The 14059-nt window shown below is 63.8% G+C and carries 13 protein-coding genes and 1 pseudogene; 9 read left to right on the plus strand and 5 right to left on the minus strand.

The annotated features are described in order from the left end of the window. Positions 1 to 47: 47 nt before the first annotated feature. Together ACGFN2_RS17360 and ACGFN2_RS17365 are read right to left on the minus strand one after the other, a co-directional pair. Positions 48 to 2792, minus strand: a complete 2745-nt coding sequence (locus ACGFN2_RS17360) for a KGGVGR-motif variant AAA ATPase (protein WP_393361047.1) — start codon at positions 2790 to 2792, stop codon at positions 48 to 50. 20 nt (positions 2793 to 2812) lie between these two features. After that, on the minus strand, positions 2813 to 3235 hold the full coding sequence (locus tag ACGFN2_RS17365; protein WP_393361050.1) for a hypothetical protein: 423 nt from the start codon (positions 3233 to 3235) through the stop codon (positions 2813 to 2815). A 273-nt stretch (positions 3236 to 3508) separates the two neighbouring features. On the opposite strand from ACGFN2_RS17365, the gene ACGFN2_RS17370 reads away from it, so the two are divergent. Next, positions 3509 to 4234 (plus strand): DUF6333 family protein, encoded by a 726-nt coding sequence (locus ACGFN2_RS17370; protein ID WP_393361053.1) that lies wholly within the window; start codon positions 3509 to 3511, stop codon positions 4232 to 4234. A 619-nt stretch (positions 4235 to 4853) separates the two neighbouring features. Here ACGFN2_RS17370 and ACGFN2_RS17375 read toward each other — a convergent pair. After that, a complete protein-coding gene (locus ACGFN2_RS17375) occupies positions 4854 to 5633 on the minus strand; it encodes a hypothetical protein (RefSeq protein WP_393361056.1) in 780 nt (259 codons plus the stop codon). Between the two features lie 337 nt (positions 5634 to 5970). On the opposite strand from ACGFN2_RS17375, the gene ACGFN2_RS17380 reads away from it, so the two are divergent. Next, positions 5971 to 6480, plus strand: a complete 510-nt coding sequence (locus tag ACGFN2_RS17380) for a DUF4236 domain-containing protein (protein WP_393361059.1) — start codon at positions 5971 to 5973, stop codon at positions 6478 to 6480. A gap of 589 nt (positions 6481 to 7069) precedes the next feature. Here the strand turns inward: ACGFN2_RS17380 and ACGFN2_RS17385 are convergent. Further along, on the minus strand, positions 7070 to 7825 hold the full coding sequence (locus tag ACGFN2_RS17385) for a GntR family transcriptional regulator (protein ID WP_393361062.1): 756 nt from the start codon (positions 7823 to 7825) through the stop codon (positions 7070 to 7072). Between the two features lie 78 nt (positions 7826 to 7903). On the opposite strand from ACGFN2_RS17385, the pseudogene ACGFN2_RS17390 reads away from it, so the two are divergent. The 6 genes and pseudogenes from ACGFN2_RS17390 to ACGFN2_RS17415 all read left to right on the plus strand — a co-directional run bounded on the left by ACGFN2_RS17390 (position 7904) and on the right by ACGFN2_RS17415 (position 12251). Next, a pseudogene (locus ACGFN2_RS17390) lies at positions 7904 to 8181 on the plus strand (hypothetical protein). A gap of 262 nt (positions 8182 to 8443) precedes the next feature. Then, on the plus strand, positions 8444 to 8668 hold the full coding sequence (locus ACGFN2_RS17395; protein ID WP_393361065.1) for a hypothetical protein: 225 nt from the start codon (positions 8444 to 8446) through the stop codon (positions 8666 to 8668). Then, positions 8668 to 9408, plus strand: coding sequence for a GntR family transcriptional regulator (locus ACGFN2_RS17400; RefSeq protein ID WP_393361068.1), 741 nt, complete (start codon positions 8668 to 8670; stop codon positions 9406 to 9408). Before ACGFN2_RS17395 ends, ACGFN2_RS17400 begins: the two co-directional genes overlap by 1 nt. Then, positions 9405 to 9719 carry a hypothetical protein gene (locus tag ACGFN2_RS17405; RefSeq protein ID WP_393361071.1) on the plus strand — a complete coding sequence of 105 codons (315 nt, stop codon included), beginning with the start codon at positions 9405 to 9407 and terminating at the stop codon, positions 9717 to 9719. The genes ACGFN2_RS17400 and ACGFN2_RS17405 overlap by 4 nt, the downstream gene beginning before the upstream one ends. Positions 9720 to 10062: 343 nt before the next feature. Continuing rightward, entirely contained in the window at positions 10063 to 11409 is a 1347-nt protein-coding gene (locus ACGFN2_RS17410) for an AAA family ATPase (RefSeq protein WP_393361074.1), read from the plus strand. Then, positions 11406 to 12251 (plus strand): hypothetical protein, encoded by an 846-nt coding sequence (locus tag ACGFN2_RS17415; RefSeq protein ID WP_393361077.1) that lies wholly within the window; start codon positions 11406 to 11408, stop codon positions 12249 to 12251. Before ACGFN2_RS17410 ends, ACGFN2_RS17415 begins: the two co-directional genes overlap by 4 nt. Before the next feature lie 461 nt (positions 12252 to 12712). Here the strand turns inward: ACGFN2_RS17415 and ACGFN2_RS17420 are convergent, their stop codons facing one another. Then, positions 12713 to 13180: an NUDIX hydrolase gene (locus ACGFN2_RS17420; RefSeq protein ID WP_393361080.1), complete on the minus strand. Its 468-nt coding sequence runs from the start codon at positions 13178 to 13180 to the stop codon at positions 12713 to 12715. An 18-nt stretch (positions 13181 to 13198) separates the two neighbouring features. On the opposite strand from ACGFN2_RS17420, the gene ACGFN2_RS17425 reads away from it, so the two are divergent. After that, positions 13199 to 13978 carry a GntR family transcriptional regulator gene (locus ACGFN2_RS17425; protein WP_393361083.1) on the plus strand — a complete coding sequence of 260 codons (780 nt, stop codon included), beginning with the start codon at positions 13199 to 13201 and terminating at the stop codon, positions 13976 to 13978. Positions 13979 to 14059: the final 81 nt, after the last annotated feature.

Here is a 14059-nt window from a genome sequence, read left to right on the forward strand (position 1 = left end):
AGGCTGTTGTGCTCAATCCCGAGTGGCGGATGCGTGCAGCAGGAGCTTCACCTCCGCCACAGCACCTTCGCCCTACGCTCACTGCCGAACCCCAGTCCATGCCGGTAGATCTCGGCTACCCAGTAGCGGCCGTCGTTGCCCCGGGCGAAGACTCCGGACTCCACGAGAAAGTCCGCGTCCCGTACCTCAAGCCCCACTTCCTCCAGCCAGAAGGGCACGGTTACCGGCTCGCGCACCTGCTGAAGTCGGCTCAACAGGTCTCCGATCTCCTGACTCTCGTCCTGGATCGCGCTGATTTTGATCTTGCTGCAGGCCAGCAGGGCTTTGCGCATGGCACTCGGCACCAGCACGCGGTCATCCCACGTCGTCTGCGGAATGGACTGACGCGCCGCCTCCGCGAGGAACACCACCACGTCTCTGGCCTGTACCTGATCCTTGAAGTCCCCGAGGGCTGCTGGAACCCAAAGATGGGAGCGTGCTTCCTTGGATTTCTCCGTTCCCATCTTCCATCCCCACACCGGGATGAGGGATTCCACCAGAGCGTCGTATGACTGCTCGGCGATTTCGGACTCTGCCGCAGCTGTGGGCAGCGCGTCGGCATGAGCGGTGACCCATAGCGCGAGCCGCAGCGCTTCCTCCTTGTCCCAGCGCAGGGCGTAGGGCTCGTACCGGGCGAGGAGTTGCTCGCTGTTCTGTTGGACTGCCCGCTTCACCAGGTCTCGTCGAACAAAGACGACCAACCCGAGCGGGTGCCCCCGAAGTGACCGCAGCCAAGCGAGCACGTCGATGAGAAGTACGCGCAACGCCGTGCGCTTGACTTCGCTGTCCAGTGACTGAAGCAGGTCCTCGAGCCCGTCCATGACGAACACGGCCCGAGCCCGTTTGCCGAGTTCCGTCAGCGCGGCTTCCGTGGTGTCACCGCCGGACAGCGAAACTCCGGCTGCGATGGCCAAGCACTCGAGCCACAGCTGCCGCCACCCGAGTTCGTCCTGTGCGTCGAGAGTCGAAAGGCCCTTTCTGAGCCTGTCCTTGATCTCCTGAGAGGTTCCGCCCCCGTCAGATGTGCCGCTGTGGCGCGCGGCAAAGGCGTCCCGGAGATCCTGAGTGGTCAGGTCACCGTCCTCAAGGTTGTCCGACTCCAGCACCGGCACCACGGGCAGCTCCAGTCGGACGTCCTCGATGCCGGATTGCTCGGCGAACTCCTTCCACGTCCGGGCCGCGCACGCCTTCGCATACATGAAGGTCTTGCCGGCACCCTTGGCACCTACGACAAGGGCAACCGGCGGTTCCGTACGGTGGTCTCCCAGCAGCCTGCGCAGCGGGTCGGTCACCAAGAAGCCGCTGGCCGATGACATGCCTTCCCGCTCGGCATAGATGAGTGGCTGTGCGGTGTCCGCGAGACGCTTGCGCAGTGTCGTGTAGTCCACAACCGCCGGCGGCCCGCCTGTGTCCGGTGACGGCGGCCTGATCGGAGTCGGCACGATCGGCCCCAGGGCATCGGCGACCTTGCAGCTGTCCAGGACTCGCAGTACGGAGTCCCACGAAGACGGGAGAGCGAGCAGCTCCTCCCGGAACGGGCTGAGCAAGGGCTGCGACAAGATGTCGAAGTCCACCTCCCCGGTGTCGTCAGGATCGGCGTCGGTCACCCCGCCCGTGCGCCTGAGTGACGAGAACAGCGCGTTTCGCAGCTCGTTCTGCGCCTGTTCCGCCTGTGTCTCGTGAACGTCCTGCCGGTACTGGGTGATGATCACGGCGCTGGCCGGGTCAGTCCCCTGCAGGGCTGGTGCCCGGTTTCCCAGCTGCGTCAACAACGTCTTGGTGCCGGCCAGGGACTGATGGCTGAGAGTGGTGACGAAGACTCGTTGGACTCGGGGGTCGAGCAATACAGGGGCGGACAACTCCGAGGCACCGGCCCGCAGATCCACGACGACGGTGTCCGCACCGGCACTGGCGGCGAGCGCCGCCAGTGCCTCGGTCAGGAAATAGGGAGAGCGTCCCGGTGTGGCCAAGTCCGCCGGCTCGATGCGGGGCGGGCCCAGCTGTGGCCTCCTGCTGGTGGGGACCACGATCACACGCCCCCCATTGGGGTACCGTCCGACCTGCTGGTTCGGCAGATACGCCGCGGCGATGCCCACTGCATCCGACCAGCTGCCGTCCTCGGAGCCCTGCAGAAGGGCCAGCAAGTCCTCGTAGCAGAAGTCGAGCTGTCCGCCTTGGGCGCGGTGCATCCACGTGATTCCTGGGGCCTCGAGGTCGGCGTCGACCAACAGGACGTTGCCGCCGCGACGGGCGACTGCGTCGGCCATGGCCACCGCGTGCACCGTGCGCCCGACTCCCCCTTTGAAGGAGTGGAACGCCACTACTTGCACATCGGCATGGAACCGACCGTCGGCGGGCCGCTCCAGTGGCTGTGCCAACTGAGGCGTGATGTGCTTTTCGCGCAACAAGGGGACGCGACGCGGCTGGTCGGGGGTCTCCGGCGCAGGGCTCAGAATGACAGGCGTGCCTTTGAACTCGCTCGTCCGAGGGTCGTCCAGCCCGAGCACGATCGTGCCGTCACGCCATTCGGTCGACCCTGCCCCGAAGGCCTCGTCCAGCCATTGCTTGGCTTCCTCGGCCTCCGTACCACTGGAGACGACCAGCTCCAGGCCGTCCCACCAGCCGTCCGCCGCGTGCAGCCACTCGGGCCACCGGCCCGCGGTTGCCAGGACCGCGAGATGCTCGTCGATGTCCACCCAAGTGAACAGGTGCTCTGGGGGCGTCGGCCCTTCCAGGTCGATCAGTTCAGCCACGGCTTCGTACCCTTCTGGCCTTAGTCCCTTTCGCTCCATGTGATCAGAGCGCGGAGGGCTTCCTGGGCTTCCTTTTCGTCCGCCGCGTCAAGCGTCGCACCGTAGCGCCACGCCTGATGCAGATCGGCCAGAGCGACGGAGCCACGCGCCGGCACCCGCAACCGGCAGCTCTGGAGCCCTTCGAGACGCGCGCCCAGGGCTGGTGGCAGCCGAAGCTCCTTGGCCAGCTTGCGGAGGTCGTGAGTGGGCGTCAAAGCCGCGGTATCACGGTGTCCCTGCCGGGTCAGGAGCCGCTCCTTCAGTCCACATTCAGCAGCGTAGAACAGGAGGAGCCCGACCGTCGCAAGATCGCCCAGCGCCCCGCCTGCTCCCACGCTTTCCGCTGAGTCCCGGAGCTCGGTCCGCCGCTTTCGGAGCGCTTTGGCCCCCACCTGAAGCACCATGACACCATCCTGGCATCGCAGATCAACTGGTCGCATCAGAACGGCAGATGTGATGCGGGCATGCGGCGCCCCAGGTCAGCTAGGTCGACGATGTCGGGGTCCGTGTTCGAACAGGCGCCCTCATGCCTCGCCCAGAAGCGCTCGCTGCTCCATACGATCCATCAGAGGCGCGCGCAGACGTGACTTCCGCCGGCCCTTTCCGGCCCACTGCGCCGTCCGCCGACGCGGCCGAGCACCCCTCGGGCGGACCAGGAACCCGTTACGTTGACCCGCATGTCTGAGACCGGCTTCTGGACCGTCCCGCCCGACCGCATGACACGAGGCAGCGGCGTCCGCTACGAACTGACCGTGCTGCGACCGCCGTTCACGGTCGAGGCCGACGGTCTGCCGCCCAACGACCCGGAACGAGCGGCGGAGTTCGCTCGCTCCCTGGACACGATCGACGACGTGATCGAAGACCTCGGGCCCCGTAGGCAGAGCGACACGATCACGGTTGTCACGAGAGCTGACCTGGACCTCGTGCGGGCTGGGGCGTGGGGGAATCTCATGTCGGTCTCCGATCCGGCGTTCGCGGACGACGGCAACGGCATGCCGCTTCTGGCGGAGGCCACTCGGCTGCGGGAGCGCTTCCCCGATGCGCGGATCGTGGGCCGGGTGGAGGTGCACTGCGGAGCCGAGCACACCGAGGACCTCGTGTGGCTGCCGGACGGCACCATGTTCCACGCCTGCGGCTGGCCCGGTGACGAACCGTTCGTCGTGACCGGCGACCCGCAGGCGGTGCTGTCCGCCCTCGGGATCACGGCGGAAGCCCTCGAAGACCTCGACGCGTACGTCGACCTGGACGACGAACCGAACCAGAACGACTGGGCCGCCCTCGCTACGGCCTGCCTCGCCGGCGCGGACCCCTGGGGGAGGGCCGACCTGGACGCCTCCACGCTCCGGGTACGGCACAGCGAGCACGCCACCAGCCACATGGAAGCCCTCTACCTCAGCGACTGAAGCGACCGATCGACCGAAGCGACTGATTACGTTTCACGTTACGTTTCACGCCCCCGTGTCCCGCCAGGCGCTTGTATCGAGGCCCCTGATGGTGGGCAGCGTCTGCGCCCGGCCCACGGGCCCATCGGACGTTCATGCAAACGGCCCCGGACGAAGAGCCCGGGGCCGAACAGAGCGCCTCCCCGGGGGAGAAACCCCAGTTCAGAGCGGTAATGCATGGTGCCCCCGGCAGGATTCGAACCTGCGACACCCGCTTTAGGAGTTCGATCACTCCTCGGCACCATCGGGGATCCATCCGGTCAGACTGGCCATGCCAGACCGCCTGGGAGTGCTGGCGTCCAGCGCTGTTGATGTCACTCGTTGATGTCAGAGCGACGCACCTGGTGCGCTCGGAGATCGGGGGCGCTGACGGAGGGGGCTGGGAAAGTGTGCAATCGCTGACGCCTGCCCTGCCCTATGAGATCGTCCCTGCCCCCGGTGTGGATGCGGTCCACCGGGGGCACGGGTGCCGCACGTGGCTGCCGGTTGTCGCCGCTGTCTGTGGGCGTTGACGTCAACGTTGTTGGATGTCAGTGAAACATCTCCGTGGCGAGGCGGGTCATGCGGCTTGTGCCTGCGGTCATCCCCATCGCGCAGCTCGGAGCCAGCCAGCCTCTGATGTCCACACGATCGTCGGACTCTCGCTTGCCGTTGTCGATAGCCATACTCCGTCGATGCCCGACGGCAACGTGGGTGCGAGACCTGGGAGCGCTCCATCTTGGCTCAGGGGGACCGCCTCCATGTACTCCCACCCGTAGATCAGGAAGGCGTGGCGTTCGTCGGCGTCCGCTGCTGCCAGCTGCCTGCGCAGTTTGATCATGGCTCGGCTGTTCATCAGCTCACAGGCGGACGAAACGGCCTGGTCGATCTCTGGTACGCCCCCACCCCACGACGCGGGCATCACGTAGTAGCCCGGAGGATGCTTCTCCGTCGGCGGTACGCAGAACACTGCGTCGATGCCGAGTTGCCCAAACTCCAAGAGCAGTTCGGCATCGCGCTGCCAAAAGTGATGCGCCGTGCGTGGGGTGGCTCCATGTGCCTCCAGCTCAACGAGGAGCGAGGGAGTGCGCGCCAGGGCGCGCTGCCACTTCTTCTCTTGTGCGAGGTGAATGGTCCACGAGTACGTGAGGTTCGGTTGAAGCGTGTACCCCAGCTGGCTCGACTTGGCGTCGGCAGCTCGGTGCTTCGGGTCCACGACGAGCTTGACCTCGACGGCAATGGTCCGTCCCCCGTAGGTCAGCAACAGGTCGTGCGCTCCCTGCTGGCCATCTGCGTCATTCACCTCGACCGGTACGCCCAAGGTGCGGCTGATGCACCGACTGGCGAGCTGAGCGGCGACGTCCGTCTTCTGCCTTGGCATGACACGACGGTACGAAGGACGCTGCCCCGAGTGCATCAGGTTTGTTGTTAGTAATCGGCTCAGTGGACGACGCATGTGAGCTGGTGAGAAACACCCCATCCTGCCGTACGGCCCCCTGTGCGGAAACGCGTATGGCCGGGCGCCTCTGGCCTGGGGTTTCGCTGGTGGCAGCGGTGGCTCGTCCGTCAGTGTTGGTCGCCGTTGGTCGGTCTCCGGCACGCTCGCACGGCCCAGGGACGGCCCCAGCGTCGGCCCTGGTTTCTGCTGATCTCAGCCGGAGATGCACGAATCGTCGGGTACCCGGGCTAGCCTGCTGCTCCACCATCTGGGGGCATGTATGGGACTGCGCATCAACAAGTCGTTCAAGATCGCACCTGGCGTCCGCATCCGTCTCGGCAGTAAGTCGAGCAGCCTGAGCGTCGGAGGCAAGGCCGGCCGAGTCACCCTCAACAGCCGCGGCCGCCGTACTACGACGGTGCGCCTCGCCCCCGGTGTCTCCTACTCCTCTTCAAGGACGACACGTCCGAAGCCAAGCCGTGCTTCCGCTGGCGCGCCTGCGACTCTTCCTGACAGAGCACCGCTCGGCCCACTCATCGCACCGCGTCGGAACTTCACAGGTGGTTGGCTGGCGGCCGACGAGCGTGGTGTTGTCGTCCATCGGAGCGAGCTCGACGACATCCGCATCCCCCTGGTGCACCTTGTCTCCGCAGAGCTGGATGGGAAGGAGATCACGCTGAAGACGTCAGACGGAACGACCTACTGTCTAGGGCTTACTACGTTCTCCGCTGCGCGGGATCTCCGGTTCGTATCGGCCTTGGCTCGCGCTGCTCGAATGACCCAGAGCTGACAGCCGCCATGACCCCTCGTAGCTCACGCCTTATACCAGCTTCAAGGAATTCGATCCGACCAGCATGAGCGATCGGTGGCCCGTCATCCTCACCGCAGCTCTCGGAGTGGCTGGCACCGTCGTCGTTGCTTACATCGGCATCCACGGCAACCGCCGGCAGACCACGGACGAAGCCGCTGTCGAGCATGAACAATGGCTGCGCGGACAACGGCAAGAGGCCTACGTTGCTCTCGGTCGCTCAGCACTAGAACTGTTCGCCGACATTGATGTCAGCCGTAGGTGTCAGCGCCCCTGCCCGACTGGCTCGATGACATCGGCCCACTCCCTGGCTGACCAGGGGTTTCCACCCACCCCAAGCCTCGCAGCCACTACGTCATCGAGGAAGCGTGCGTTGGAGACCTCCAGCGCTTCATGTGGCCACCAGAAGGAGTCACATTCAGTGCACAGGCAGAACGTAGTCCCATCGTCCCTGAACCGGTACGGATGAACCCGGTCCTGCTCGCAGCGGGGACACAGTGGAAGCAGTGTGGGCATACACGTCTCCGTTCGCTAGTCGTGCGGGAACACCGGGTTGGGAACGCCAGCTCCACTAACGACCGATGGGAATCTCGTAGACGATCTCGCACAGAGAGGCGGGGACGACGATGTCCGCCGTCTCCACCGGCCGCCCCTGGTCGCTGTAGTACGTCCGCCGGATGTGCGTGACCAAGCCGCCCTTCTGGATCCCGAGGAGCGATGCCTCCTCGGCATTCGCTTGCCGCGGCTCCGGCTGCTCCACTGCGTGGCTGACCGTGATGCCGATCTCGACCATGCGGTTCACCACGCCTGCACCTGCGTGCGGCCCTCCCTCGGGGAGGACGACGATGGTGCCGGCGGTGAGGTCATACGGCTCCCAGCTCGTCGACAGCTGCACAGGCTTGCCGTCGGCGAGGAACTCATACACGGTGCGGACGCACAGATCACCCTCGGCGATACCGAGGCGCGACGAGATCTCGGCCGGCGCCGGCACCTTCGCCTCGGTCCGGCTCTCCCAGTCTCCCAACTTGCCTGCGGCCTTCATGTCCGCGCGGAACGGGGAACCGTCAGGCTGCTCGCGCGCCGAGGAACGGACCACGCGTACGCGCTGACGAGGGGCGGCAACGTACGTACCGGATCCGGCACGACCCTCCAGCGCTCCCTGAGAGATCAGTAGCTCTTGAGCGCGACGAACCACGTTCTCGCCGACGCCGCATTCCTCGGCGATCTGGGCACGTGAGGGGAGCCGGTCTCCCGGTGTCCACTCCTGCTCCGCGATCCGTCGCCGGAGCTCGTCAGCGATGCGGAGATACGGCGGCTGCTCAGGCATATGGAAAATCTAGTCCACTAGCTCTAATCTAGTTAACTAGCTTCACTCCAAGCGACCGCCAGTGACGGAGGCTGCCCTGTGCCTGCTTCGGAATCAAGAGCCGAAGGCATCGCAGCCCGGCTATCCGCCGCCGGTCTCACCCCGCGCGTGGAGCACCACCACGTAGTCACCTCGATCGAAGCGGAGGTACCGGAAGAGCTCTCCGCCGAGTCATGGCGGGAGGTCTTGGAAGTAGTGGCGGAGGCCGACCGATTCGGGCTCTTCGCCAACAGCTTGAACGGCCGCACCTTATGGGCCGCCGTACGCAGAGGGCCCCCGCGACGGGCGATGTCCGGGGGCCTGGCCGTCAGCGATAGGAGCTGATCAGCATGTTCAACCGTATCCGCCACAACTGGCCCGCGACGGCGGAGGCCCTTTGATGCCTCCTCGTCAGAAGCACTGCGTGACCATCCCGAAGGCCGTTACCTATCAATCGAGTTCCTGCCGGATCGGTAGGCACAGTGAGTGCGCGCATTCCTCGCCCGCGGCTGCACCGATCGGCGTTCCCATCGTCTACGAGGCGTGCAGTTGCTCCTGCCACACAGCGGCCTCCCGTAGTGATCGAAAGGACGGATTCCAGTGAGGGGCTGGGCGCCGGGTGATGCACCGGCCGCCCCTGTCGAGGTCACTTCTGCCAGCGTGCAGCGCGGCGACATCATCCAGATCGGTGGCCACTCGTGTCGTGTCACCGACCTGCTCCAGCTTCCAGGCGGAGCGAAGCGTCTGTGCTTCGAGTCGGGCGAACTGCTCACCATGCACGCCCGGTCTCGACTTGTAGCCCTACGCACGCTGAGAAGGCGGTGATGCCGCCCGTGACTGCTCGCCGTCACGTCATTGCCGATGACATTCGGACCAAGATCTCGACCGGCCGGATCAAGGCCGGCGCATGTCTCCCCTCCGAGGCGGAGCTCGCTTCCCGCTACGGGGTCAGCACGGCGACGTTGCGAAGCGCCCTCTCGGTCCTACAGGGCGAAGGGATCGTCGAGAAGATCCACGGCAAGGGCAACTTCGTCCGCTACCCCCTCCGCAGAATCACGTACGTCGGCGGCGGTCACACGCTCAGGACGGAGTGCTCGGCCGAGTCGGCGTTGCGCGTCAGCGTCCGCACCACCAACCTCCAGGCGCACGGTCAACTGACCTGTCTGCTAGGGGTGTCGCCCAGCAGTCCGCTCACCGAATTCCTCTGCCTCACCCACGAGGGGAAGTCACCGCACAGCCTCGCTCGCATCTACGTACCCAGCGACCTGTCGCCGACCGACGTTCCTGCCGAATCGCACTGCTGCAAGAGCGTTGAGGCGAAGCTGGCAGAGCTCCGCCCGCCACTGGCCAAGGTCTGCGAACGAGTCAGCGCTCGTCCTCCGACGCCAGAGGAAGCGGCGACCCTTCGCATCAGCTCGACCTTGTCAGTACTCGCGATCACGCGCGTGGCGGCCGACCACACAGGCCGCGTGGTCGAGGCGGCGCTCCTGGTGCTTCCCGGCGACCGTGCCGACGCACTGTTCACCACCCACCACATGACCAACGAGAGGACAAGCGGAGGATGACGACCCACAACGAGCTGAGGCTCCTCCCGTGGTCGGGGCCCGAGGGCAACCCCTGCTATCTGAGCACCGAGGGCAGCGGTGGCTACCTGTCCCGCCTGGCTGACACCACGGAAGCGGCGCAGCTGGAAATGTCAGGCGAACTCCTGGAGCACGCGCTCGAAGTACTCGGCCACGGCGAGAGGGAGCCGAACGACTTCCGGCTCCTGGTCAAGGACATGGCTGAAGCCCTGAGTGACGTGCGGCGTGTAGCAATCAGCCGCGGTCGCCGCCTGCCGCTGGCTGATCCTCCTGCTGGCGAAGACGGGCACTAGACCCGCGGCCGCCCGCGGCCGCCTTCGGCTAGCAGAGGCGCATCGAGCGGCAGGAGACCCTCACTCATTCTGAGGCTCCTGCCGCTTGGTCCGTGTGGGACCACGTGAACTTGGAACAGATCGTGGGTCGCCCCCTCGTCCGATCCCACTTCTCAATCTGCGCGGCAGCCGCATGAATCGCACAGGAGGACGATTTGGCTACGCTTCCCAGCGGGTTGAGGGCCAGCCTCATCGGAATCTGTGATGGCGACAATTTGACACTTTGCATGCCAAGCGCTACACGGCGTGTCACACTGTCCTGTGACATGGCGGCTAATGTTGAGCCTGAGAGTTCGGAGTTTCGATGAAACTGTCACGTGTTGAGGTTGAAGGGCTTCTGGGTCGGTTTAATCACGTAGTCGAGTTCACTACGGACCAAGAATTCGTGATCCTGTATGGGCCGAACGGAATCGGAAAGACTAAAGTTCTTGAACTGATTGATTACACTTTCAAGGGCCGAGTTCTCGCTGTGGATCAGGTTCCCTTCGATGTCGCCACATTTGCTTTTGATGATGGATCCACTCTCGTATTGGCCCGCGAGGGGCAGCGTGCTCTATTCGATAGAGCCGGAGATGAGTCAGCGCATGACCTCGTAATCATCCTCAAGACGCCATCTAGTGATGAAATCTCGTGGAGCATGCGAGAGTCTAGGCCTCAAATCCCGGTTTCTCGCGTCCTTCGCCTAATCGAACAAGAGTCGCCGGTATCCAGGGTCGGGCCAAATGAATGGCACGATATTGCCCACGATGACATCATCTCGCGCGAACAGCTCTTTGATCGGTATGGCGGAAATCTGCCCGTCGACTCTCGGCCATATCAACTTCCAGATCAGCTGCAAGATTTTTTTAATGGTCTAGAGTCGCATCTTATCGAAACGCAGCGACTATTGCGTGAGGCGCCTCGGATCAGATCGCCGCGTTCACTGGATAGGCCCGCAAAGTCGACCGTTGAGGTCTTCTCGCAGAACTTCTCTGAACAAATGGGAAATGTCCTTGCCCAAAACTCGCGCACGTCGCAAGAACGGGATAGGACTTTCCCACGGCGACTCCTGTCGTATGGAGTAGTTCCCGCAGAGGCGACAGAAGAGGCGATTCGGATTCGCTATGAGCAGCAGAGTGAGCTGCGGGCAAGATTGGCACGAATTGCTTTGCTGGAACAATCATCGACCGACCTCCCTCTCCCTGATCGAGAGCTGGAAGACTGGGAGCGATTGGTGCTATGGACCTATCTAGATGACTCTCAAGAAAAGCTGGCCAACCTGCTGGACTTCCTCGAGCGGGCAGAGCTATTCACGAGTATCATGAACTCGCGCTTCGAATACAAGCAACTGCACCTCAGTCGAGAAGGCTTCAGCATCTTGAGTGATTACGGGCAGGACATCCCAGTCTCTAGCCTGTCGTCGGGGGAGCAACATGAACTCGTGCTTACGTATGATCTGCTGTTCAATGTTAATCGAGAAGCTCTCGTTCTTATCGATGAGCCGGAAATCTCATTGCATGTTGCATGGCAGCAAGAATTCATGAACGATATTGCAAATATCGCCAAAACTGCTTCACTTCGCTTCATCGTGGCCACTCACTCCCCTCAAATCATCCATAAATGGTGGTCTCGCGCCGTAAGTCTAGGATCTGCGAGTGAAGGTGAACGATGAGGGAACTGCTGACGGCCGATGATCTCTTCGCCCACCTGATGATTCTTCGAGGGGTCAGCAATAAAAGGTTCATCTTGGTGGAGGGTGATGATGATTTCGGGATGATCGACCCTCACCTGGATGAGAAGGTATGCGAAACTTTGCCGACCGGCGGGAAATCGGTGGTGCTGCGAGCGGCGGAGATAGCGCAAGAGCAAGGCGTGACAGGCGTCGGCGTAGTGCTGGATCTAGATTGGGCGGATTTGCTATATCCGCGATTTCAGAGATCCTACGTATTTTATACTGACTTTTACGACATCGACGCGACAGCCTTCGCCCCCAGGCAGAGCGTGATCGGGGTGATTACCAATAGCGTGAAACGTGAAAAGTTGCGTGAGTGCGCACAAGATGGCATGGGGAGCTTGCTGGAGAGCATAGTCGAAGCCGCAAAATTCGTCGGCATTTTGCGCTTTCTGTCAGAGCGGAATCGATGGGAATTGCATCTTCGCGACTTTCCTGTTCACCTGGTAATTGGCGAAGGGTTCCACATTGATCTAGATAGGCTCGCTAGTGTTGTCATGCAGAGATCACCTAGGGCGCAGATTGAGATTGAGATTCTCCTGAGTAGATTGAAGGAGGAATCGCTTAAGGTGCACGATTCCTATAGGTACTGCTCAGGGCATGATCTTCTAGCTGCGACTGCGGCAATCATTAGGAAAATAGGGGGTCAGGTTAGTTCCAAGTCGGTGGGGGCATCTCTGCGTTCAGCTTTCAGCTGCCATGATGTGAGTAGCTCGAAACTCTTTTCCGACATTGCCAACTGGGGCCAGTCGCAGGGAGTCAAACTGCTTACTTGCACCTAGCACCAAGGTCGGCGGAGCGGCTTTGGCCGGTGTCCTGCCCGGTTTGGGGTCGAGCATGATCAGGGGGCCGTACGCTGGCCGGCAACTCGGGCAGGCTTGTGAGCTGCCCGGAATTTGAACGAGTGGCCCCCTGGTCTTGCTCGACGCGGGACCCGAACCGGGGAGGTGGGTAAAGCCGTGGAGCCGACCGCCCCACCCCCGGCCTGGTCTTTCGCCCCTTGTGGGCGCGGGCGTCGACGGCGCGCGGCCCCGGCGGCGGAGACGAGGAGGGAGCCGTGCGGCGGCGACGGCCGGCGCCGCCGCGCTGTGCGCGGCACCTCTGATCTGTGATCTGACTGCTTGCAGTTCCAGGAGGCCGGGAACGTCAGCGCTCCTGTGCCAACGTGTGGTGTGCTCCTGAACTGCCCCTGCCGCGGGGCCGGGTAGCGAGCGGAGCGAGCCTTGATGAAGTAGGGAAAGTTCTATCGCGCCGGTGTCAGCCGCTTGCCGTCGTGGCTTCGCACGTGAGGGCCCGCCCCGTCCAAGGCATCCAGGAACCGGACCGCGTAGACCTCGGACATGGACTCCGCCACTTCATCGGGCGTGAGCCAGGTGACCGCCGTCGACTCGTTGGACGTCCGCTCCTCGCCGCCGACCGGATTGCAGCGGAAGACCAGGGCCACGATGCCTCGTGCCGTGTTCTTATAGACCCCGGTGAGCTCGTCCACCTCGACGTGGATGCCCGTCTCTTCCCAGACCTCGCGTCGTACGCCGGCCTCCGGGGCCTCGTCGAGTTCGAGCACCCCGCCCGGGAGCTCCCAAGCACCGTTGTCGGCCCGCCGGATCGTTAGAAGCTTGCCGTCCTCGCGGACCACCACTCCGGCCACGGACACGGAATGCAGTGGCGTTGACTGGGCTTCCGGAGCGCTGTTACTCATGTACAGGAGCATAGGAGGATGGGAAGAGCTATGGGAACCGCGGTAGGAGGGGGCAGGGCCGTACCTCGATACGTGCAGATCGCCGACGACATCGTGCAGCAGATCAGGGCTGGGGTCCTCAAGCCCGGCGAGATGGTGCCGAGTGAATCCGAGCTGGTCGAGCGCTACGGCGTATCGGGCGGCACGATCCGTAAGGCGATGGTGGAGGTCCGTGCGAGCGGCCTGGTGGAGACCCGCCACGGCAAGGGCTCGATCGTGAAGGACCGGCCGCCGGTACGGCATCGCTCTTCCGACCGCTTCCGACGCTCTCACCGGCAGGGGGGCAAGGCCGCGTATCTGGCGGAGTCCGTGCAGTCGGGTGCCACGGCCAAGGTCAGCGTTCTGTACATCGGGCCCATGGAGGTTCCGGAGGACGTGGCCGACCGTCTCGGGGTCGAGCCGGGTTCTCAGGTCCTTGCCCGCCGGCGGCTGTACTTCCGTAACGGCACTCCGGTCGAGACAGCCAGCTCGTACCTGCCGTGGGACGTCGTGAAGGACATCCCCGAGCTCTTCGCCGAGAACCCCGGCGGTGGCGGCATCTACGCCCGACTCGAAGACCACGGTCATGAGTTCGCGGAGTTCGTCGAGACCTTGCAGGCCCGGTCGGCCACCAAGGCCGAAGCGTCCGAGCTGGCGCTCAGCCCTGGTGCCCCCGTCGTGCATCTCGTCCGTGAGGCGCTGACGACCGAAGGCCGTGTGGTGGAGGTCTGCGACACCCTCATGGCCGCTGACCAGTTCGTTTTCAGCTACCGCATCCCCGCCACGGACTGACGCCCGCTCAACTCTCCTCAGCCCGCCCCGACTTCTTCGTCGAGGCGGGTTGACTCATGTACAGGAGTCAGGCACTCTTCT

Origin of the sequence: Streptomyces sp. NPDC048612 (genome assembly GCF_043199295.1) — a bacterium.
Classification (GTDB): Bacteria; Actinomycetota; Actinomycetes; order Streptomycetales; family Streptomycetaceae; genus Streptomyces.

Bases quoted from the DNA above. Each gene is read 5' to 3' on its own strand.
- ACGFN2_RS17370 (WP_393361053.1), top strand. From the start codon at position 3,509: ATGTCTGAGACCGGCTTCTGGACCGTCCCGCCCGACCGCATGACACGA.
- ACGFN2_RS17385 (WP_393361062.1), bottom strand. From the start codon at position 7,825: ATGCCTGAGCAGCCGCCGTATCTCCGCATCGCTGACGAGCTCCGGCGA.
- ACGFN2_RS17425 (WP_393361083.1), top strand. From the start codon at position 13,199: ATGGGAACCGCGGTAGGAGGGGGCAGGGCCGTACCTCGATACGTGCAG.
- ACGFN2_RS17365 (WP_393361050.1), bottom strand. From the start codon at position 3,235: ATGGTGCTTCAGGTGGGGGCCAAAGCGCTCCGAAAGCGGCGGACCGAG.
- ACGFN2_RS17415 (WP_393361077.1), top strand. From the start codon at position 11,406: ATGAGGGAACTGCTGACGGCCGATGATCTCTTCGCCCACCTGATGATT.
- ACGFN2_RS17380 (WP_393361059.1), top strand. From the start codon at position 5,971: ATGGGACTGCGCATCAACAAGTCGTTCAAGATCGCACCTGGCGTCCGC.
- ACGFN2_RS17420 (WP_393361080.1), bottom strand. From the start codon at position 13,180: ATGCTCCTGTACATGAGTAACAGCGCTCCGGAAGCCCAGTCAACGCCA.
- ACGFN2_RS17410 (WP_393361074.1), top strand. From the start codon at position 10,063: ATGAAACTGTCACGTGTTGAGGTTGAAGGGCTTCTGGGTCGGTTTAAT.
- ACGFN2_RS17375 (WP_393361056.1), bottom strand. From the start codon at position 5,633: ATGCCAAGGCAGAAGACGGACGTCGCCGCTCAGCTCGCCAGTCGGTGC.
- ACGFN2_RS17405 (WP_393361071.1), top strand. From the start codon at position 9,405: ATGACGACCCACAACGAGCTGAGGCTCCTCCCGTGGTCGGGGCCCGAG.
- ACGFN2_RS17400 (WP_393361068.1), top strand. From the start codon at position 8,668: ATGCCGCCCGTGACTGCTCGCCGTCACGTCATTGCCGATGACATTCGG.